Here is a 21497-nt window from a genome sequence, read left to right as displayed (position 1 = left end):
AATGCAATTCCGTTACGCTGCCTGCACGCAGATGGCTGCTGTCCACCGACTCTGACGCCAGGTGCTCGCGGGCAACCGCCCCTTCTGAGATGTGGCGGCTTTCCACCGCGCCATCCGCCAAATGCGAACCCGTCACGCTGCCCGCCGTCAAATGACTGCTGTCCACCGACTCCGGCGACAGGTGTTCGCGGGCAACCGCCCCTTCTGAGATGTGGCGGCTTTCCACCGCGCCATCCGCCAAATGCGAACCCGTCACGCTGCCCGCCGTCAAATGACTGCTATCCACCGACTCCGGCGCCAAATGTTCCGGCTTAACCGCACCTTGATGAATATGCCGGCTCTCCACCGCACCGTCCGCCAAGTGCCGCCCGTCTACCGTTTCGCGGTTTAAATGACGGCCTTCCACCGACTGGTCCGCCAGATGCGCGCCGGTTACGCTGCTTTCCCGCAGATGTTTCCCGCCAACCGACTCCGGCGCGAGATGCGCGCTGCTAATCAATCCGGGGGTCAGGTGCACACGCTCCACCGATTCCGGCGTCAGGTGCTCCCGCGTAATCGTGCCGGCCCGCAGATGGCGGGTCTCCACAGCTTCCGCCGCCAGATGAGCGCCCGAAACGCTGCCCGCAATGAGGTGCGCGCCTTCCACCGACTCCGGTGTCAGGTGCTCCCGCAGAATGGCTCCGGCCTGGATGTGCCGGCTTTCCACCGTTTTTTCCGAGAGGTGACGCCCCTCCACCATTTCATCGGTCAGATGCCGCCCTTCCACCGATTGGTCCGCAAGATGGATGCCCCTCACGCTGTCTTCCCGCAAATGCTTCCCGCTGACCGTGTCCGGCTGCAGATGTTCCCCGCTCACCAGCCCCGGCGCCAGATGCACGCTGTCCACACTTCCGGGGGTCAAGTGCTCCCGTAAAATCGTTCCAGCCTTAATGTGGCGGCTCTCCACCGAATGATCCGCCAAATGCCGCGCGCTGATAATCTCACCGGTCAGATGCCGGCCCTCCACCGATTGTTCCGTCAAATGCGAAGCGTTTACGCTGCCTTCGCGCAAATGCTTGATGCCTACCGATTTTGGCGCCAGATGGTCCCCGTTCACCAGGCCCGGCGTCAAATGCGCGCTGTCCACCGATTCCGGCGTCAAGTGCTCCCGGGTAATGATGCCCGCCTGCAGATGACGGCTCTCCACCGATGCTTCCGTCAGATGCCGGCTCTCCACGCTATCGGCGGTCAAGTGCCGGGCTTCCACCGTCTCTTCCGCTACATGCGAGCCGTTAATGCTGTTTTCCCGTATGTGCATGCCGCCCACGGATTCCGGCGCAAGATGCGCCCCGCTGACCAGACCCGGCGCCAGGTGTATGCTGTCCACCGACTCCGGCGTCAAATGTTTCCGCGTGATCGTACCTGCCTGCAGATGACGGCTCTCCACCGACTCCTCCGCCAAATGCCGGCTTTCTACGCTTTCTGCGGTCAGGTGGCGGGTTTCCACCGATTCATCGGCCAAATGCGCACCGTGCACGCTGCCTTCCCGCAGATGCATGCTGCCGACCGATTCCGAGGCAAGGTGGGAGCCGTTTACCAGCCCAGGTGTCAGATGCACGCTGTCCACCGACTCGGGCGTCAAATGCTCCCATGTAATGGTGCCCGCCCGCAGATGCCGGCTTTCTAGAGCGCCATCCGCTAAATGGTGTCCGTCTACACTTTTACCGGTCAGATGCCGGCCCTCCACCGATTGTTCCATCAGGTGGAAGCTGCCGATACTTCCTTGGCGCAGCTGCTCTTTGCCCACAGAGCCTGCGGCTAAATGACGCTGCTCTACAGCGTTATCGGCCAGCTTCGCGGAACCGACGCTGCCGTCCGCCAACTTCGGAGCGGTTACGGCCAAATCGCCGAGCTTATCGGTCGACACGCTTTCGGGCGACAGCTTCAGCGAAGTAACCGCATAATCCGCCAGGTGGTGCGGCTGAACCGCGCCAAATGCCAAATGCTCAGCTTCGACAACAGCTTCCTTCAGCACCCGCCCGCTCACACTGTCGTCACCGAGATGTTTTTCCTCCACTGCCGCTTTGGCAATATGCTCGCTGCCTACCGCCCCAAAGGCGATTCGCCGCCCGGTCACCGCTCCTTCGGCCAGCTTCTGCTCCGTTACCGCACCGTCCGCCAGCTTGGCGGATGTCACGCTGGCGGGGCGCAGATGCACTTCGTCCACCGCCGCTTCCGCCAACTGTGCTCCGGCAATCGCCCCAGGCTCCAGGTGGCGTGCTTCAACCGCACCGCTGCGCAGCTCGCGCGGGCCAATCGCATCCTGCACCAAATGCTCGCCGCCGACCGTGTCGGGAGCCAGGTGCACTCCGGTCACCGCCTTGGGCGCTAACTGGGCGCTCCGGACGGCTCCTTTGGCCAGATGCCTTGACGTGACCGCCTCATCGGCCAATTTGTGCGACAGCACGCTTTGGTCGGCGATCTTCGAAGCGGTCACCGCCTGTTCCACCAGCTGGGCCGTTCCCACAGCGCCTTCGGCCAGCTTGATGGAAGGCACGCTGCGGTCCGCCAAATGGCGGCCGCCGATTTCGCCATCGGCAAGATGCTCGCTCCGTACGCTGCCCGGGCTTAAATGCATGCCGGTGACGGATTGGGAGGCCAGCTGGCGCGGACCCACTGATCCGTCCGCCAAATGCTCGCCGCGGACTGCGCCAAGATCCAATTGGCCGCCTCCGACCAGACGGTCGCCCAGCTGGCCGCGCCCGATTGCGCCGGGAGCCAGATGTCTGGCGTCCACAGCCCCGTCGGCAAGATGACGGCTTTCGACCGCGCCGTCCCGGAGTTTGGCGCCGGTCACTTCACCGTCGGCGAGCTTGCTTTCGGTAACCGCCTCTTCCGCCAGCTTGGCGCTGTCTACCGCACCGTTCGCCAGATGAACCGCGGAAATGGCGCCGCTGGCGATTTTGGCTCCGGTCACCGCCTGATCCTCCAGCTGCTCTTCCGAGATGACACAGTCGTTCAGATGGCGTCCTTCAATGGATTTTTCCGCCAGCTTGGCACCGTCGATGACCCGGTCGGCAAGCTTGGAAGGCCCGACGCTCCCGTCCTTCAGCTTCTCTCCGCCGATGGATCCGTCAAGCAGTTTTGTTCCCGATACGCTGGAATCGGCCAAATGCTCACCCGACACCGCCGCAGGTGCAAGCTTCGCTCCAGTCACCGCCTTGTCCGCGATGTGTATCCCGTGTACGGCCGCGTCCTGAAGCCACGGAGCGCCGATGATGCCATGCTTCAGTTTGGAGCCGTCGATCGCCCTTGAAGCGATTTTAACTCCGGTTACAGAAGCATCGGCCAAGTCGTCAGTATAGACCGTCCTGATTTTTGCGGGGTAAGAACGGAAAGTTTCTGCCGGGCTGATTTCGGCCTGCTGCTCCGCGGCAGCTTCTTTTTCCGGCGGCAGCACGGTCCCCGGCGCCGGGATCTCCGTCTGTTTCTCCCCTTTCGGAATCATTTCCTGCTCTATTTCCGGCTTGGTTTCCTGTTTGACTTGCTGTTCCATTTCCCGCTTGATTTCCTGTTTAGCTTCCGCTTTGGTTTCCGCCAGGACCTCCGGCTTCGTTCCGAGCGGTGTTTCCAGCTTTACCTCAGTCGCAGCCTCCGGTATCGCCTCCTGCTGTACTTTCTGCATCTCCGGCGTACGTTCCGGTTTTACGGCTGCTTGAAGCGCAGTGACCCGCAGCTCGCCCGGTTCGTCCGGGATAAGCGGACGTTTAGGCTGTCTGGACGCATGCCGGCTGGGCTCCAATAAACTCAGTTCTTCCGTATCCGGATTATCCAACACATACAAACGATTTTTTTGCGGGCGCTGCCGCTTGTTTCTGGTTCTGCCCACGAGCAGTCCCCCTCCTTCCGGCTGAGTGATCTCGTAGGCATCATATGCATGAATCTGGGCGAATGACACCCTGGCTCGCGAAGTGCTTTCCCTGCAGCTCCTATCATTTTCAAGTCAGGCATAAAAAAAGGCGGTTGCCGCCGCTCATTCGTCCATCCCGCACGGGCAAGTATACACATACACTGCGGTATGAGGATTACCGGCTGCACACTCTGATGCAAAAGGAGGGACCAGGCATGCAGCGCACATTCGTCGGAATCCTGCTGAACGCCTCCGTTTACCGGGGCCTCCCGAAAGGCAACACCGGACAGGAATACCTCCCCAATTATGAAAAAGCGGCCGCGGCGTACGGATTAACCCCCTGCTACTTGCAGCTGGAAGGTTTGGAGGCTGTTCCCGGCTACAGCAAAGCATATATCCGCGACGGGCGGGGATACACGCAGACATTTATCCCGACACCGCAGGCCGTTCATAACCGGGCGATTTACGTTCCATCCGTCCGCCGGCCCGAGCAGCTTGCACGCAGCGGACTTCTTCTGTTTAATCTTCGTAACCGGTACGGAAAAGATGTGATCCACCGGCTGCTGGCCGAAGATCCCGGACTGGCTCCGCATCTGCCGGACAGCGCCTGGACACCGTCCGGGGTCCGGGCCCTGATGGAACGCTGCGACGACCTTATCCTGAAGCCCTGCTTCGGCAGCGTCGGGCACGGGCTAATCCGCCTGCGCAAGCGGGAGGGGCGCTGGTTTGGCGTCTCCTCCCGCAGCGGCACGCCTTTTCCGTTCCGCCCGCCGCACGGACAGGACGGCTCCTTTGTGAGAAACGGCATCCGCTATCTCGCCCAGGCCCGGGTTCCGCTGGCTTCAGCCCCGGGCGGACGGCCGTTCGATCTGCGGCTGACGGTGCAGCGGGGCTGGGGAGGCGAATGGCGGGTCACCGGACATTTTGCTAAGCTGGCCCCGCCGTCCGGCTTCGTCACCAACATTGCGCGCGGCGGGGCGGCAGTCAAGGTGGAGGAGGCACTGGCATCGGCATTTCCCGGCAGACAGGCGGCGGAAGTGCGCATGCACGCCGAAGAGCTGGGGCTGGAAGTAGCGCGGACGTTGTCCCGCAGACTTCCCGGCCTCGCCGATCTAGGTCTCGACCTTGCCGCGGCTTCGGACGGCAGGCTGTATTTTATCGAATGCAATGGCAGGGACCAGCGCTATGGGCTGCTTCGGGCGGGCCTTAGAACGCAGTGGGAGGAATCGTACCGGCGGCCGATGGCGTACGCCCGGTATCTGCTGGAAAACGGAGCCGGACTGTAAGTCCGTTCATCCCGCCGGACTGCGGCAGGCCAGGCTGCGCTGCGGGACGATCCACAGCGGTTCGCGCTGCCCAGGCGGGGCAAGGAAAGCTGAATATATTGATTTCCCTTCTATTCTATGTCAATATAATGCAGAGCGCAGGCAGGACGCCAGACAGTACCGGCGGACGCGCTGCGCGGCGACATGGAAGGGAGATGGGCATGGTTAGACAATTGTTCCGGCTGATGACGGAGCTGTCTTCGCACCGCTGGCTGTCCCGGATTATGGGGGCGTTTTCCCACAGCGGACTCAGCCGTTTTTTAATACCGACATTTATACGAATTTATAATATCCCCGCGCACGAAGCGGAAAAGGAAATTAAAGAATACCGGACGCTGAACGAATTTTTCAGCCGCCGGCTGAAGCCGGGTATGCGCCCGGTAGCGATGGAGCCCGAGGCGCTGGCCAGTCCGGTGGATGCGGTGGTTACTGCGATGGGACCAATCGAAGCGGGCACCATCATGAACGTGAAGGGGCAGGATTACCGGCTCGAAGAGCTGCTGCATCATTCGCCGCATCTGGAGCGGTACCGCAAAGGCTTTTTCTTTGTGCTGTACCTGAGCCCGACGGATTATCACCGCATCCATTCCCCGGTCACGGGGCGCAAAGTGGAAAGCGATTATATCCGCGGCCGCGCTTATCCGGTGAACGAATTCGGCATGACGCAAATGAAAGGGGTGCTCAGCCGCAACGAACGGCTGGTCACTTACATTGCGCACCGCTTCGGCGAAACGGCCGTCGTCAAGGTAGGCGCGATGAACGTCAGCAGCATACGCTACTCCGACCCGGATGCCGATAGCTGGCAGATCGGCGATGATCTGGCCTATTTCGAATTTGGCTCAACCGTTGTGCTGCTGACGGAGACGGGGACGTTCACCCCGATCCCGGGACTCGTTCCGGGCGCCAAAGTCCGGATGGGGCAGTCGCTTGGACTGCTGCACGCGCGGGTCGCGCCTGAAGTTTCCGGTTAACCGGCGGCCCTTCTTTACCATCACCGGGGGAGGGGCTAAACCCTTCGCCTCCTGCGATGGAACCGCGGTCATTCAAGTTATTCAAGTTATTCAAGTCATCAGCCGGGAACGGCGGGATCCATACGTTTTATGTAGTTGTTTGCTGCGGCATCAGCCTGCTTGCGGTCCTTTGGGCCCGGCAGGCTTTTTTGCGCATCCCCGTCATGCCCGTCAGGGGCGGTTCTCGTTTTTCCCCTTCAGCGCCAGCAGCACCAGCCTGCCGAACCACCGGGCGGGCAGCCACTTCCGGGCCGTCATCGTCAGCGCGGCCGAGGCAGGCAGCCGGTACCGCAGCTTCGGCCGGCGCGAACAAGCAATGCCGCCGACCCTGCGGGCCACCTCCAGCGGGTCGCCGCCGCCCGCGGCGCTGCGGCGCGCATATGCCAGCAGCGCCTCCAGCATGGAGGCATAAGGTGATTCCGGGGAAGCGCTGATCCGGGCAAAACCCTTGTCCCATATCGCCGTGCCGTAAGCGCCGGGCTCGACGATTGAGACCTGGATGCCGAACGGCCGGACTTCCAGCGCAAGGCTTTCGCTGAAGCCTTCCAGCGCGAATTTGGACGCCGCGTACGGGGCAAAGCCGGGAAAACCGACAACCCCGCTGATACTGCTCATCTGAATAATGCGCCCTTGGCCCCGCTCCCGCATCAGCGGCAGGACGGCGCGGGTGACGGATACGGCTCCAATAAAATTTGTCTCCATCTGCTCCCGCCACACATCAAGCGGAACCTCCTCCGCGAAACCGCCCCATGCCGCACCCGCATTGTTAACCAGCACGTCCAGCGATCCCCCCAGCTGTCCGGCCGCCAGGCGGACGGCGCTCCGGACTGAAGTCTCATCCGTTACGTCCATACGGAACACGGTAATCCGCTCTCCCGTCCCTTCCTCCCGCGCGGCCGACCGCAGCGGGTCCGAGGCTTCCGGCCGGCGCATACAAGCGGCAACGCGAAACCCCCGCCTCGCAAGCTCCAGGCTGATCAGCAGCCCGAAGCCCGAGGAGGCTCCCGTCACCAGTGCTGTTCGGCCGTTAAGAGGCGCAGCTCTCCTGTCCATTTTATTCCCCCTGTCTGAACTGCCCGGCGGTAAGACTGCGGACGGATCGACGCACACACCGGACCGGGCTATAATGTTCAAGAGTACCACAGCGAATGCGTTCATGCGATGTGCGGTATTTTGCAGCAATACGCCGCTTGGGCAAACGGCCGTTAACTTGGAGCATAAGCGTTCACGTAACAGGCTGGTTAGTGATTTCCTATTGAACTTCATGCACATCCGTGAGGTTCCCACTGTCAAAATCGAAAGGAGTAATTGCATGGACCTTCGTTATCCGATCGGACATTTTGAACACACCGGCCCCGTTACCCGGGAGCAGCTGGCCGATTGGCTCCTCCGTCTGGAAAGCCTGCCGTCGAGACTGCGCGAAGCGGTAAACGGATGGTCTGCGGAACAGCTGGACACGCCTTACCGGCCGGGAGGCTGGACTGTCCGTCAAGTTGTGCATCACGTAGCCGACAGCCATATGAACAGCTATATCCGGATTAAGTTGGCCTTAACGGAAAATACGCCTACAATCAAACCTTACGAGGAAGCGCTGTGGGCGGAGCTGGCGGACGGACGGACTGCGCCTGCCGAGCTGTCCCTTGCCCTGCTGGAGGCGCTGCATGCGCGTTGGGTCCTGCTGCTGCGCTCGCTTGATGCAGATCAGCTGAGCAGAACCTTTGTGCATCCGGCTACCGGGGAGACGATCCGTACGGACTGGAACATCGGCAATTACGCCTGGCATGGCGATCACCATCTGGCTCACATCACCGGCCTGCGGGAGCGGATGGGCTGGTAAGGGTACGCTTTTTACGCAATTATGAACAGGAGGTTTGCTTGTGATCCGGGAATGCGGCAAACAAGATAAAAACGTCATTTACGACATTATTAATGATGCGGCGTCCGCCTACGCCGGCGTGATCCCCGCCGACCGGTATCACGAGCCCTACATGCCGCTGGAGGAGCTCGAACAGGAGCTTGCGGACGGCGTGCGTTTCTGGGGCTGGTCCGATGACCAGGGTGTACTTGCAGGTGTGATGGGACTTCAGGATAAAGGAGAGGTGGCGCTGATCCGGCATGCGTACGTCCGGACCAATGTGCGGAACCGCGGCATCGGCGGACAGCTGCTGGCCCATTTGACGGCAATGACCGCCAAGCCGATCCTGATCGGCACGTGGGAGGCGGCTGACTGGGCTGTGGCTTTTTATCAGAAGCACGGCTTCCGGCTCGTTACTCCCGGGGAAAAAGAACGTCTGCTCCGGACCTACTGGAACGTTCCGCCCCGTCAGATCGAGGTTTCGGTTGTCCTGAGCGGACCGGGAGACCGGCTGCCGGCGCTCGGGTAAAAAGCACTGGCCTGCGTTTGCACGAGGCGGGCTTTCCCCGGCGGCATCCCGGCCCAAACCACCGCGCATTTGGCCCGGCCGCACCGCCCTGCATAGATAAGAAACCCCGCTGCGGTCAGCGGGGTTTCTTATCTATGTAGAAGCATCCGTCCTTGGCGGCTCTCCGCTTTTCCTCGCGGGCCTGACGGGACAGCCTCTGAGATATGCAAGCTGTTCTCTAATTCGTCCGCATTAAAACCAGGCGTCGTCGCCCGTCTGCATGGACCGGATGCGGCGGCGGCTTCTAAAAATTCCGCTCCCCCCGCTGCGGCATTCCATGTTGCAAATTCTGCGTCTGATCCACATGCCGGTTGCTCCTTTCGCTCTGGAATTCTGCTTGGCAGCTCCTGGATTGAAAGGTAATTACCCCTGCCCCCGGCGGGTGAAACAGACCCATCCTCAGCGGATTTCGGACGGGCTTTTGCCGGTATGCTGCTTGAATTGCCGGCTGAAAAAGAAAATATCGCGGTACCCCAGCGCATCAGCCACCTCAGTCACATTCATGCCCGCATACAGCAGTAGATGCTGCGCGCGTTCGATCCGTGTGCGGATGACATACGCCTGGACGGAAGAGCCGATCAGCTCCTTGAACTTGATGGAAAAATAACGCGGCGACAGCCCGGCACGGGCCGCCAGATCCTCTACCCGGTGGGGCGCGCCCGGATGCTGGCTGATATAGTTCGCCACCTCATGGATGACCTCCGCCAGGTGATTGCTGACGCTGCGCTCAACCGGGATCACCCGGTCCTCCCGGAGAAGATGGATCATCAGCTGCTTCAGAATCAGCTGTCCTTCCTCACGGGCGGCAAAGGTCTTCACCAGAAAAATCCGGACATATCTCGACAGCATATGCTCAAACTCCAGTGTATCGCCGAGCCGGCGGTAGGGCTCCGGAATTTCTTGAACCGGTTCATCGACATCAAAATGAATATATGTAATGACAAGCGGCTTCTGCGGATTGTGCGTGGCGCTCGTATGATCGCCCGGCCGGAACAAAAAACAGCTTCCTTTGCGCACCTCAAACGGCACGCCGTTGCGGACCACGGTTCCTTCGCCGCTCCAGACGTAGAACAAATCGTAATTCTGCAGCGGCTTCTCCCGCTTCTGCCATTTCCAGCCCGGTTCACAGACGATCTTCGCCAAAGCCGGCAAGATGACAAACGAGCTTGGCGACGCATGCAGCATATAGACCCCTCCTAAATTACAGTCCCGCCGTTACCTTCCTGTAGGCGTTGACGGCCAGGCCCCAGGCAGCAGACGACTCCCTGCTTGTCCCCCTGATGACCTATAGCTTTCTATTTCTTTACCATCATACCGCTTCACCGGCTTTTTTGCACATCGTCCCACGCGGCCGCCAGACGATCCACTCCCTCTTTTAACTGCTCCGGGCTTAGATGTGAAAAAGAAAAACATCCCGCAGGCGGACCGGCCTGCATCCGGTACAGCGCCGCATCGCGAAAGTCGGCTCCCCGGCGGACGGCGGCCCCGCGGAAGGCTTTGTACGTCCCTTCCGGTCCAAGCCACTCAGCGTAAGCCTGCAGCCCGGCGTCGGCGGGACGGAGGCGCAGCACGCTTCCAAGCCGCTCTTCCATCAAGGAGCGGAAGAGCTTCGCCCGCTCGCCGTAGATGCGCTTCATGCGCCGCAGATGGCGGGCATAGCCGCCCATCGACATGAACCGGGCAAGGGCCCGCTGTTCCAGCTGGCCTGCGGTCATCGGTTCGTACAGCGCTTTGGCCATGACCGCAGGCCGGACCAAGGCGGGGGGCAGCACCGCGTAACCAAGCCTCAGTCCGGCGAACAGGCTGCCGGTAAACGAACCGATATACACCACCCTGCCTTCGCTGTCCAGCGCCTTCAGCGGTTCTATCGGACGGCCCGCCCAGCGGAACTCGCTGTCGTAATCGTCCTCGACGATGACCGCGCCCCGGCGGTGCGCCCACTCCAGCAGCCGCCGTCTCCGTTCCAGCGGCAGCACCGCGCCGGTCGGAAACTGGCGGCTTGGAGTCACGAAGAGCAGCCGGGCGTCCCAGTCTTCCGGAACGAGGCCCAATGCGTCGACCGGGGCCGGGACCGGAATGCCGCCGGTAACCTCGATCGCCCGGCGGATTCCGTGAAATCCCGGCTCTTCCAATACGGCCCGTTCTCCCTGCTTCAGCAGCAGCTGTGTTAACAGCACAAGCCCCTGCATGGAACCGCTGAACAGCACAATAGAGTCCGCCCCCGTCCGGATGCCCCGCGTTACGCCGAGGTAGGCCGCAAGCGACTGCCTTAGCGCTTCATCCCCCTCCGGCGGTGCGGCGGCGCCAAGCCGCGCTCCGCTCCGGCCGCCCGCGTAGGACAACGCGCTCCGCCATTCCGTATAGGGGAAGTGTTCCATCGGCGCGGCGCCGCCGGTAAAGCTGATGAACCCAGGCATACGCGCGCCTGGAGCCGTCCGGGGATCCGGATGAAGCAGGAGCCGCCGGGCCCAGTCCGACAGGGGCAGCCCGCTTACGCCCTGCCCGTCCTTCTCAGATCCCGTTCTTTCCGCTCCATCCATCACCCGGCCGGCTTCATTGACTAAGCCGTTGTCCTCTGCATCCGCTGTACTCCAGGCCCTAGCGGCTGCGGCGCTGTCCCCTCCGTCCGCCATCCATCCGGTCCCGTCTTCTCCATCCGCCAACTGTCCGGAGGCAGCTTCACCTGAGCCGGAGCGCACCTTCCCGGGTGCTGATAGAGCACCGGACGGTAAAGGCTCCTCCCCGGCTCTACTGCCGGGCGGAATCAGCGGCGGACGGACAGCGGACGGCGAAGCCGGGACAACCTCCGCCACAAACGTGCCTCGTCCGATTTCCGCGCGGATATACCCGTCCGCCAGCAGCATTTCATACACCTGGGAAGCGGACCCGCGCGACAGTCCATACAGCCCGGCCATCCGGCGGGTTGAAGGCAGGCGGGTACCGCCCGCCAGCCTGCCTTCGAGAATCGCGCTGCGCAGGGCATGATACAGCGCCAGATATTTGTACCGGTGGCGCTTTAAATATTCGTCATAAGGCAGCATAATTTCCATTTTCGGCATCCTCCTGCAAAGTGGACCAATAAAATCAATGTAAACCGGCACTTTTTTCTTGTCAATTTCTGCTTTATCCTTGGAATCACGCCCGGCTCGCCCGGAAACAGCAGACTTTAGAATCAAGGAGGCCTACGATATGCGCAGAAAAGAATTTAAGGTGGAAGACCCGCGGGAACTCGAAGAGTTTCTGCAGAGCATGAGCTTTGGCTTTCTCGGAACAGCGGACCCGGAAGGGCGCCCTTCCGTCACCCCTTTGAACTTTGTATATGACGGCGCAAATTTTTACTTTCACGGAAGCCGGGCCGGCAGCAAAATGAAGCAGCTGCGCGCACGCCCCGAAGTTTGTTTTACGGTGGCGGACGAGTATGCGCTTATCCCTTCCTATTTCAGCGATCCCGAACTGGCCTGTCCTGCCACCGCCTATTTTAAAAGCGTGACGGCATACGGGATTGCCGAGCTGGTCGAAGATCCCGCCGAAAAAGCCGCCGCGTTGTCCCTCTTCATGCGCAAGCTGCAGCCGGAGGGCGGGTACGCCCCCATCGGCGCGGAGGACGAGCGGTATCGCGGACAGCTGAAGGGCGTCGCGGTCGTCCGCATTGTGCCCGAATCCCTGACCGCCAAATTTAAATTCGGCCAAAATTTGCAGGAGACGGAGCGGGAGCGGATGATCGGTTCTTTGGCCCGGCGGGGCGGAGAGCGGGACGAAGAAACCGCAGAGATGATGCGTAAATCTTGTCCGTTCCATGCCGAGTCTGCGCCGCCGCAAGCGCCCGGAGACGGGCAGCCCGCCGGCTGAGCAATGGAATGTTTATCCTCCTGATATCCGGCGCTGTGTAAAGAACAACGGTTGACTGCGGCGGCGGCTTCATTTTTTTCGACATATCCAGCGGATTTACGGACCAAAACTTCATTTGGCAGTGACTGCCGCAAGCCGCGATGTTATAATGTTAGGCAGCGAAACGCCCGATTCCAATGATAACCGGAAGGATGAAACCGATGAACCCATTGGCTGCCCAACTGAACGAAACGATCAAGGCCGGAAATGAACATGTGTACGAGATGCTGTCCCAGCTCGGCAAAGACATTTACTTCCCGAAAGAAGGGATTTTGAGCCAGTCCGCCGAAGCGACCGCCCACGCCAAGAAATACAATGCAACAATCGGCATCGCCACGGAGAACGGGGCGCCGATGCATCTCGGCGTCATTCAGGAGAAGCTCTCCGCATATTCGCCCAAGGATTTGTACGGCTATGCTCCTCCTGCCGGCAAACCCGAGCTGCGCACCGTATGGCGCGAAAAAATGCTCCGCGAGAACCCTTCCCTGGAAGGTAAATCGTTTGGCAATCCCATCGTCACCAACGCGCTGACCCACGGACTGAGTATCGTTGCCGACCTGTTCGCTTCGCCAGGGGACGCCGTGATTTATCCGGACAAAAACTGGGAGAATTATGAACTTACCTTCGGCATCCGCCGCGGCACCGAAACCGTGACTTACCCGCTTTTCACCGAAGAAATGACCTTTAACAGCGACGGCCTGCTGGAAGCGCTGCTCTCCCGCAAAGGACAAGGCAAAGCGATTGTGCTGCTGAACTTCCCGAACAACCCGACCGGCTACACGCCGGGAGCCGCCGAGGGAGAAGCCATTGTTGCAGCCATCCTGCGCGCCGCGGAAGAAGGAGTCAACATTGTCGCCGTTACGGACGATGCTTACTTTGGTTTGTTTTTTGAAGATTCGCTGACGGAGTCGCTGTTCGGCCAGCTGGCCAACCTGCACCCGCGCATCCTGGCCGTCAAAGTGGATGGAGCTACCAAAGAGGAATACGTGTGGGGATTCCGTGTCGGCTTTATCACGTTCGCTTCGGACAACAAAGACCTGCTGGCAGCGCTTGAGCAGAAGACGCTTGGCATTATCCGTGCCACCATTTCCAGCGGACCGCATCCGTCCCAGACGTTTGTGCTGGATGCCATCAAATCGCCGGGATTTGAGGAGCAGAAGCAAGAGAAGTTCCGCATCATGAAAGGCCGGGCCAACAAGGTCAAAGCCCTTCTCGACAGCGGCAAATACGGGGATGTCTGGACGTATTACCCGTTTAACTCCGGCTATTTCATGTGCCTCAAGCTGCATACCGTATCCGCTGAAGCTCTACGCGTGCATCTGATCCACCAGTACGGACTGGGTACCATTGCGCTTGGTGAAACCGACCTGCGGATCGCCTTCTCCTGTATTGAAGAAAATCAGCTTGAAGACCTGTTTGACCTGGTGTATCAAGGCATCCGGGATCTGGAGAACGCCTGAATCTCCGCCTAACTCTTCTTGACGGGCAGATTATATTTGCTGCAAGAAACCGTCATCCTCATTGCAAAAGCAAGCAAAAGCGGCTGCTCAAGGACCTGTCCTTGCCGGCCGCTTTTTGCTTTTCGGGTCTCAGGCCCGTCTGCAGTATGGTACTATTCTTTTGATCACCGTCTTTTATTAGGAAGGAGAGATAGCGTTATGGTTATTAAAGAAGTGCAAGCAATAATAGAAAAATATATTGAAGCTTACAATTCATTTGAAATTGAAAGCATGGTTCAACTCTTGCATAAGGATATAATATTCAGGAACATTTCCAATACAGAAACCACAACGGAGACCAGAGGAATAGCAGCATTTAGGGAATTGGCCGAACAGTCGTCAACGATGTTCTCCAGCCGCCGCCAGACAATTACCAGTTACAGTGACAGTGTCATTAACGACGAAATTGAGGTTGAAATTGATTATGAAGGTGTTCTGGCCATGAATCTTCCTAACGGATTAAAAAAGGGGGACAAACTTCAATTAAAAGGGAAATCGAAATTTGGCATTAAGGAAGGCAAGATTTTATTGATTGAAGATTACAGCTGACACAATAATATGGACTTCACTGCGGCAAGTGTCCTGCAGGGCCATTTTGTGTGAAAATTCATACAAATCAGCATCGGCAGAGGACCCGCAGCATTATTGGGTGTGGGAATTCACTCGAATTTCACTTCCTCCTCACCCTGCTTCACTTTACCAACTACTTCAACTCTACCTCACTTTATTTCCACCTGATCCCGCTTCACTTCGCATATCATTTCATCACTCCTCACTTCACTCCCATTTCATCACTCCTTATTTCACTTCACACAGAGGGCTGTTCGCTCACAGCAACCTCTTTTTCTTATGGGACAGCTTCGTTTTTTTACGGAAAGAGACGACATTGGCCCATACACGTTCGGTCCCCGGCACATACAATACGATGTACACTCCAGTACAACAACTTACGCGAAAGGGGAATGAACATGAGCGCAGAAGAAAACAGAGGCGGATACGGGTACGGAGCTTTCACCAGCACGGGCGCCATCCTGGTTCTCTTTATCCTGCTGGTTATCATCAGCAAATCCCTCTTCGTCTAATCGGGAACTTCGCTAAGGAGAAGGCCTACAGGCCTCTCCTCTTCCCCCCCGTGCCGGTATGTACGCCAAAGGTCGGCAGGGACGGATTCGTCCGCCCGTAGGCCTGAAGCCAAGGGATACAGTCATCCTTACCGGGCGAACGCCGCACCCTAAGCAGCCGACTGACCGGATGAGGCAGCAGCAATACCCCGCCTGCGGGCGGCCGGACTGGATTCCGGCCGCTGGCTGGCGGGGTCTTTTTCGTAGGATCAGGCCAGCCGGAACAGGGCTGGAAGATCTATTTTTGCTGGTAAGTCAACATGCGGCAGCCGGATCACTCCCGCAGGTCAATCTTCATCTGTGCTGGCCATTTTACGCAGCAGACTGCCCCGCTGAAGCCAAGCCAATACCAGTCCCGCAGCCAACGAGCCAATCCCCACCCCGGGGTTGGAAGGGATCAGCCGGGCGAGAGGCAGCCACATGACCACGCTCCACAACGCATGCAGACGGAAGACGAAGCCTGCCGTATTGACGGCCCGGCTCCCTTCAGGCAGCGGATAGACGATCAGCCAAAACGATTCCTGATACAGACGCCGCAGCGAAGACAGCTGGACGCCCATCACAAACACGAAAAACAGATACAGACAAGCCGCAGTCAGCGTGTTCCCGCCCAGAGCCACCAGCAAAAGGCCCAGCAGGCCGATCCGCAGCACGATGCCAAACAAATCGCCGCGGGCGAAGCTTTGGGTCAGCAGAAACCGGTATGCGGACCCGCGTTGCCACGGCAGCCGTGAACCGTTTTTCGGCAGCCAGCGGCGGGCATAAACGCGTTGTTCCCGGCCCGAAACGTCGACGAACCAGCCCAGCACCATCTGCGCTCTGGCGGCCTGCGCTTTTTCAGCTGCGATCAGATTCTCCCAGGGCACGATATGCCGGGGAGGCACCATCAGTCCCGCGGTATAAGCAGCGGCAAGTAACAGGATAAAAATCAGTCCCCGGCCGGCCGGCTGCCACAGCCACGCCGCCACAGCCAGCCCGCAGACTGCCCAGCGCAGCAGCCGGAATGCCAAAGCGCTTTGCCGGGACAACATCGAAAGCTCCCGCCAGTGGCCGAAAGCGGACAGGCATTTCAGCCCGGCGAGCAGCAGCACGGTTGCCCACAGCGGCTTGGCGTCGGTTTCCGAACGTATGTAAAGCGGCCATAAGGTGATAAGAATAAACATCAATCCAAGGGCTTTCCAAATGACGCCGCTCACCCACGCCGGCACAAAATATTCGCGCATCCGGTGTTCCTGAGGCAGCATAAACAACGTGTCCGGCTGCTGCAGGTAAGTCCGGAAGTTTGCATGGATGACGGGCGGCGCCAGCAAGGCCAGCGCAATCCAGCGGATCGGCAAATCGGCGGGCACATTCCGCAGAAGCGCTGTATACCAGGCGGAGAAAGCGATCATTGCGAGCAAAAACACCATCGCCACGCCGCTCTGGATAATGTATCCGACATACGGCATGAGCGAGCCGACGAACCGGCCGCGCCGGTCGCGCCGCAGCGCACGCAGATCCATCTCAGTTCCCTCCTTGAACCAGCTCGTAGAACAGCTGCTCCAAAGGCATGCCCGGTTTCCCGGCGGCGGCGGAAATCTCCTCCAGCGTGCCCTGCGCAAGAATCGTTCCCTGATGCAAAATGATGAACCGGTCGCAATAATTTTCAATGGTAGACAGAATATGCGAGCTTAGGAGAATGGAAGATCCGGCCGCCCGGATCTCCAGCATAAAATCAAGCAGCGAACGGATGCCAAGCGGATCCAGCCCGAGAAAAGGTTCGTCGATAACATACAGCGCGGGCCGGGCGACAAAAGCGCACATAATCATGACCTTCTGCTTCATTCCCTTGGACAGATGGGCTGACAGACTGTCCATTTTGTCCTCCATCCGAAACAGGCGGGCCAGCCGGGCGCTGCGTTCTTCATAATCCTTGCGGTCCACTCCGTACGCTCTGGCTGTAAATTCGACATGCTCGCGGACGGTCAATTCCTCATACAGCAGCGGCGATTCCGGTACAAAGGCAAGCGAACCGTGATACCGCTCCCGGTCGGCGGCCAGCGTGACGCCGCTAACCCGGATGCCGCCCTTCTGCGGCGTCATGAGGCCCAGGATATGTTTCATGGTGGTGCTTTTGCCCGCACCGTTGAGGCCGATCAGCCCAACCATTTCGCCTTTGCCGACATTCAGGCTGATATTGTGCAGAACCGGCTTGTTGAGGCTGTAGCCGCCGCTCAGTCCGTCAATCTCCAGCACTGGCGCCGTACTCATCGTCCGCCACCTCCACCTTTTTTATCCTTCAGCCATTTGGGTGCGCCTTTGTTTTTGCGGTCCCGTTCGCGGTCTGAACGGCCTTTGCCGCCAGCCGGCGCGCTTCCCGGCGTTCCTGTCCGGCCGCCCGGGCTGCTGCCGCGCCGCTCCAAGGAGTTCGCTCCCGCCGTTTTGGCCGCGGCTCCGGCGCCGTTCCCCGGCTGCGGGGCCGCTGTACGCCGCGGCGGCGAAGCTTCCGCGTTCGGCCGCGGTCCGGCGGTTTTGCCAGGCCGCCGCTGTCCGCCGCCTGCCGCGCGGACTTCCTCCGGCGTCAGCGCTTTGCCGCCGGACCATACGCGCTCTTCAATCTTCGTCCCCAGCTCCTGCGCGAACTTCCGCATAATAAATTCCTGCTGCCGCGTAACCAGAGACACCGACAGCCCCTTGCGGCCCATGCGTCCGGTCCGGCCAGCGCGGTGGACATAATGCTCCGAATCAAAGGCGGGATCGTAGCTGACCACAAGACTGAGGCCTTCGATATCCAGCCCCCTTGCGGCAACGTCGCTGGCAACCAGCACCCGGAACTTTCCGTCCCGGAATCTTGACAGCACCTTGCTGCGGGTAACTTTATCCGCGTCGCCGTACAGCGCTCCGGCGGTCAACCCAAGATAATTCAGCTTGGCCTCCACCTCAGCGATATTGTCGGTGTCGTTCACAAAGACGATGGCCCTTGCCGGGTTAAAGTGGCGGATCGTACGGCGCAGCGTCTCCATCTTGTCGCGCTCCTCCGTAACGAAGTAGAAGTGCTCCAGACCGGCTGCCGTCTTCACTTCCTCGTCGACGGCGACGTGTACGGCATCCTTCATTTCTTTAGCGGCAAGCGCTCTCGTCTCCGGCCCGATTGTCGCTGACAGCATGACCAGCTGGCGGGTGCGCAGAGTGCTCTGAATAATCTTCTCCACATCGCCGGCGCCGCCGAGCTGGAACATCTGGTCCGCCTCGTCGATAACAATTGTGGTTACGGCGTGCATCTTCAGCTTACGCATGGAGATCAGTTCCTTGATCCGGCCCGGCGTACCCACAATCAGCTGCGGATGCTCGCGCAGCTTCTCCACCTGGCGTTTGACGGCCGCCCCGCCGATCAGTGCGATCGTTCCGATACCGCGCTGCGCGCCGTAACGGTCTGCTTCCCGCACGATCTGCATCGCCAGCTCCTGCGTCGGCGCCAAAATCAGCTTCTGTGCCACCTTCACTGACGGATCGATCCGCTGCAGCAGCGGCAGGAGATAAGCGAGCGTCTTGCCGGTTCCAGTCTGGGAAGCCGCCAGCACATCCCGGCCTTCGAGCAGCGGCGGAATCGCCTGTTCCTGTATCGGCGTCGGCGCGGCGATGCCGAACTCCGCGAGCCTTGCGGCAAAATCCTCCTCAATCCCGATGCCTGTAAATGATGCGTTGCTCATATTTGAATTCATCCTTTTCGGTTATTGATGTCCCTTCCATTATAGGCGAAAACGGCCCTCTCACCAAACGAAGGCCGCTGCCCGGGTACTATTTGCGGTTCATCGCCTTGTACGTCAGCCGGTCCGCCAGGCGGGGGAATAGGCCGTACAGCCGGATGCCAACCGCGGCCAAGCCGGGAAGATCGGTTTCTTCCTTCCCCTTCTCCATCATCTTTACGATCCGGGACGCAACATGCTCGGGTTTCATCATGAACCAGGACACATTTTTTACGTAATTTCCGGACGGGTCGGCGCGTTTGAAAAACTCCGTGTCAATCGGCCCGGGATTAACGGCCGAGACGGTAATCCCGCTTTTCCGGAGCTCCTGTCTCAGCGCGTTGGTGAACCCCAGCACCGCATGTTTGGTGGCGGTGTACGCGACCGCGCGGGCGCTGCCGATTTTGCCGGCCATGGAAGCGACATTAACAATCTGGCCCGAGCCCCGTTCCAGCATATGAGGCACAACCGCTTTGGTACAGCGGACAATCCCCATATAGTTCACATCCATCATTGCATCAAATTCCTCTGCGGGCATTTCCGTAAAACCCTCAAATTTGCCGTAACCCGCATTATTCAGCAAAATATCCACCCTGCCGTGCCGCTCAAAAATTTGACGGAACGTCTCCTCGACTGCCTCCCCGTCGGTTACATCGGCGGCATACAGCGCATGAGGCCCCTCAATTCGCCGGGCCGCGTGTTTCAGCCGTTCTTCCGAGCGGGCAATCAGTACGGGAAAGGCTCCGCGCTTCGCCAGCATTTCGGCCGTAACCGCTCCGATTCCGCTCGACGCCCCGGTGATGACTACGATTTTATTCTCCAGCTTCATATGCGAACAGCAGCTCCCTCGCGCATCATTTCACTTCGCACCGGGCGGGTCCGGCAAACTGCATCCGGCCCATAAACGCCAAATGGCCTGCGGTGCATGCCCGCAAGCCTATCGCCCAAGTCCCGGCTGTATATTTATTTTACGAAATCATCACCTGAATATCCAGTTCGCCGATCCCGTCCATAAGCAGAGGAATGCTTAACGCTTTGCGGGGCATAAACGACACGAGATTCTCCGATTTCATGACGGTCGGAGGCGTAATATCCACCGAGACGCCCTGATTCGACAAAATGGTGCTGGCATTGCCGCTGATCATGTTCCCCAGCTCGGATATTGCGCTCTTGCCCATCTCATCCATCTCTGTGATCACGTACCCGCCCATCATGGCGGATACCATACGGAGCGCGACGGCTTCAGCCAGTCCGAATACAATGTTGCCGCTGAGCTGCCCGGTCATGCCTACTTGTATCCATACATGATTATCGATCAGTTCGATATCCTTAATTCCCAAATTGCCCGTAGATGGCGACACCTGGATGACCTGCTCGATGACGATTCTCGCCGATTCCAGAAAAGGATTAATCACTTCTGCCTTCATAACTAGCGCACCCCTCCTTTATCAGTCTTTGGTCACGTATCCAAAGTCCTAATAGTCTTGATTTATTATACTTCATTTATCGGCACAATTCACCAAAAATTAATCCCTAAGCCATAGGAAATGCAAACTTCCCGAATGCGGTCTCATTGCCCTGCCGGCGGTATTCTCCTATAATTTAATTAAATGCCAACATTTTGCGTAAGATATGCAGGTGAACGATTGCACCATTCGGTTGGCTTTAAGGGAGGTATTCCATGAATATCAGCCAACTGGAGACGCTGATCACGATCTCCAAGACCATGAGCTTCCGCAAGGCGGGAGAGCTGCTCAATTTGACGCAGCCCGCGGTTTCGGCGCAAATCAAGAGCCTGGAAGAAGAATTCAAGACCCAGCTGGTGGACCGGAATCAACCCGTAACCCTGACGGACAGGGGCAAGGTTTTTCTGGAGCATGCGGAACGGATTGCCGCCATTGTCGAAGAGCTGAAGCAGCGTCTCGCCGACCTGGAGGAAACGCCGCAGGGACATATTGTCCTCGGAACAACCACTTCCATCGCCATTCAGATTTTACCCAGGGTGCTGTCTTATTTTCAGAATCAATTTCCTCATATTAAGACTTCCATTCAATCCATGTCCTCCTCGCAAATTTACCAGCATGTCGAGAACGGCCTGGTCGATGTCGGCATCGGCTATCTGATCGGACGCAGTTCGGGCATGACCAGCTCCGTGCTGTATTACGACACCTTTGAGCTGGTTGTCTCGCCCCGCCATCCGCTTGCATCGGTGCGATCGGCCGGTGTGGAGGTCCTGGGAAGCACCCCGCTTATTCTGCTTTCGCCGGATACGGTCGGACGCCGGTTTGCGGAGGAAGTGTTTGCGAAGCATGAGATCAAGCCCCAGGTGATTATGGAGCTGACCAGCAGTGAGGAAGTGAAGCGGATGGTCGAACTTGATCTTGGAGCCGCTATCATCTCCAAGCAGTCGGTCGTAAGCGAAGTGCGGGAGGGACGGCTGAAAATCGTTCCGATTATGGAGCTGGAGGTTACTCATCCGGTCGGCGTCATCACCAAATCGGGCAAATACGTCAATTCCGCCATGCGCCAATTTCTCAGCGACTTAAAAGGAATGCCCGAAACCCAGTTTATCGGCTCGGAATGAGCCGATTTTTTCCGGCCGGACAAGCTTGTCCGG

17 protein-coding genes and 1 pseudogene are annotated in these 21497 nt (G+C 59.0%); 9 read left to right on the top strand and 9 right to left on the bottom strand.

Annotation, left to right across the window (positions count from 1 at the left end):
- A pseudogene (locus ACE6ED_RS26860) lies at window positions 1-3868 on the bottom strand (hypothetical protein); the annotation flags it as partial.
- A gap of 236 nt (window positions 3869-4104) precedes the next feature.
- Here ACE6ED_RS26860 and ACE6ED_RS26855 point away from each other — a divergent pair.
- Window positions 4105-5175 carry a YheC/YheD family protein gene (locus tag ACE6ED_RS26855; RefSeq protein WP_410830523.1) on the top strand — a complete coding sequence of 357 codons (1071 nt, stop codon included), beginning with the start codon at window positions 4105-4107 and terminating at the stop codon, window positions 5173-5175.
- Window positions 5176-5375: 200 nt separating this feature from the next.
- A complete protein-coding gene (gene asd / locus ACE6ED_RS26850) occupies window positions 5376-6185 on the top strand; it encodes an archaetidylserine decarboxylase (RefSeq protein ID WP_410830522.1) in 810 nt (269 codons plus the stop codon).
- Between the two features lie 210 nt (window positions 6186-6395).
- On the opposite strand, the gene ACE6ED_RS26845 is transcribed toward asd, so the two are convergent.
- Window positions 6396-7277, bottom strand: a complete 882-nt coding sequence (locus ACE6ED_RS26845; RefSeq protein WP_410830521.1) for an SDR family oxidoreductase — start codon at window positions 7275-7277, stop codon at window positions 6396-6398.
- 259 nt (window positions 7278-7536) lie between these two features.
- Between ACE6ED_RS26845 and ACE6ED_RS26840 the strand changes: the two genes are divergently transcribed.
- Together ACE6ED_RS26840 and ACE6ED_RS26835 are read left to right on the top strand one after the other, a co-directional pair.
- On the top strand, window positions 7537-8061 hold the full coding sequence (locus ACE6ED_RS26840) for a YfiT family bacillithiol transferase (protein ID WP_410830520.1): 525 nt from the start codon (window positions 7537-7539) through the stop codon (window positions 8059-8061).
- A gap of 40 nt (window positions 8062-8101) precedes the next feature.
- Window positions 8102-8608, top strand: a complete 507-nt coding sequence (locus ACE6ED_RS26835) for a GNAT family N-acetyltransferase (protein ID WP_410830519.1) — start codon at window positions 8102-8104, stop codon at window positions 8606-8608.
- A gap of 438 nt (window positions 8609-9046) precedes the next feature.
- On the opposite strand, the gene ACE6ED_RS26830 is transcribed toward ACE6ED_RS26835, so the two are convergent.
- Both ACE6ED_RS26830 and ACE6ED_RS26825 read right to left on the bottom strand, forming a co-directional pair.
- Window positions 9047-9832 (bottom strand): helix-turn-helix domain-containing protein, encoded by a 786-nt coding sequence (locus ACE6ED_RS26830; protein WP_410830518.1) that lies wholly within the window; start codon window positions 9830-9832, stop codon window positions 9047-9049.
- A 134-nt stretch (window positions 9833-9966) separates the two neighbouring features.
- Window positions 9967-11697 (bottom strand): aminotransferase-like domain-containing protein, encoded by a 1731-nt coding sequence (locus ACE6ED_RS26825; RefSeq protein ID WP_410830517.1) that lies wholly within the window; start codon window positions 11695-11697, stop codon window positions 9967-9969.
- Window positions 11698-11836: 139 nt separating this feature from the next.
- Here ACE6ED_RS26825 and ACE6ED_RS26820 point away from each other — a divergent pair, with 139 nt between their 5' ends.
- The 4 genes from ACE6ED_RS26820 (at window position 11837) to ACE6ED_RS26805 (ending at window position 15116) form a co-directional block, all read left to right on the top strand.
- Window positions 11837-12496 (top strand): pyridoxamine 5'-phosphate oxidase family protein, encoded by a 660-nt coding sequence (locus ACE6ED_RS26820; RefSeq protein ID WP_410830516.1) that lies wholly within the window; start codon window positions 11837-11839, stop codon window positions 12494-12496.
- Window positions 12497-12696: 200 nt separating this feature from the next.
- Window positions 12697-13995, top strand: a complete 1299-nt coding sequence (locus ACE6ED_RS26815) for an aminotransferase class I/II-fold pyridoxal phosphate-dependent enzyme (RefSeq protein ID WP_410830515.1) — start codon at window positions 12697-12699, stop codon at window positions 13993-13995.
- Between the two features lie 198 nt (window positions 13996-14193).
- On the top strand, window positions 14194-14583 hold the full coding sequence (locus ACE6ED_RS26810) for a nuclear transport factor 2 family protein (protein ID WP_410830514.1): 390 nt from the start codon (window positions 14194-14196) through the stop codon (window positions 14581-14583).
- A gap of 419 nt (window positions 14584-15002) precedes the next feature.
- A complete protein-coding gene (locus ACE6ED_RS26805; protein ID WP_410830513.1) occupies window positions 15003-15116 on the top strand; it encodes a YjcZ family sporulation protein in 114 nt (37 codons plus the stop codon).
- 326 nt (window positions 15117-15442) lie between these two features.
- Here ACE6ED_RS26805 and ACE6ED_RS26800 read toward each other — a convergent pair whose 3' ends face one another.
- The 5 genes from ACE6ED_RS26800 to ACE6ED_RS26780 all read right to left on the bottom strand — a co-directional run bounded on the left by ACE6ED_RS26800 (window position 15443) and on the right by ACE6ED_RS26780 (window position 20307).
- The gene (locus ACE6ED_RS26800; RefSeq protein ID WP_410830512.1) at window positions 15443-16657 is read right to left on the bottom strand and encodes an ABC transporter permease; all 1215 of its coding nucleotides are present in this window, start codon (window positions 16655-16657) and stop codon (window positions 15443-15445) included.
- Window position 16658: 1 nt separating this feature from the next.
- Complete coding sequence (locus tag ACE6ED_RS26795) at window positions 16659-17405, bottom strand: ABC transporter ATP-binding protein (protein ID WP_410830511.1); 747 nt, start codon at window positions 17403-17405, stop codon at window positions 16659-16661.
- The gene (locus ACE6ED_RS26790) at window positions 17402-18844 is read right to left on the bottom strand and encodes a DEAD/DEAH box helicase (protein ID WP_410830510.1); all 1443 of its coding nucleotides are present in this window, start codon (window positions 18842-18844) and stop codon (window positions 17402-17404) included. The genes ACE6ED_RS26795 and ACE6ED_RS26790 overlap by 4 nt, the downstream gene beginning before the upstream one ends.
- 88 nt (window positions 18845-18932) lie before the next feature.
- Window positions 18933-19709, bottom strand: a complete 777-nt coding sequence (locus ACE6ED_RS26785; protein ID WP_410830509.1) for an SDR family NAD(P)-dependent oxidoreductase — start codon at window positions 19707-19709, stop codon at window positions 18933-18935.
- Window positions 19710-19848: 139 nt separating this feature from the next.
- A complete protein-coding gene (locus tag ACE6ED_RS26780) occupies window positions 19849-20307 on the bottom strand; it encodes a chemotaxis protein CheX (protein ID WP_410830508.1) in 459 nt (152 codons plus the stop codon).
- A gap of 254 nt (window positions 20308-20561) precedes the next feature.
- On the opposite strand from ACE6ED_RS26780, the gene ACE6ED_RS26775 reads away from it, so the two are divergent.
- Entirely contained in the window at window positions 20562-21464 is a 903-nt protein-coding gene (locus ACE6ED_RS26775; RefSeq protein ID WP_410830507.1) for a LysR family transcriptional regulator, read from the top strand.
- Window positions 21465-21497 lie beyond the last annotated feature (33 nt).

The organism is Paenibacillus nanchangensis (assembly GCF_046543445.1).
Lineage (GTDB): Bacteria > Bacillota > Bacilli > Paenibacillales > Paenibacillaceae > Paenibacillus_AQ > Paenibacillus_AQ nanchangensis.
Note: the sequence above shows the minus strand (reverse complement) of the source record. Positions and strands in the feature narration are given on the sequence as shown.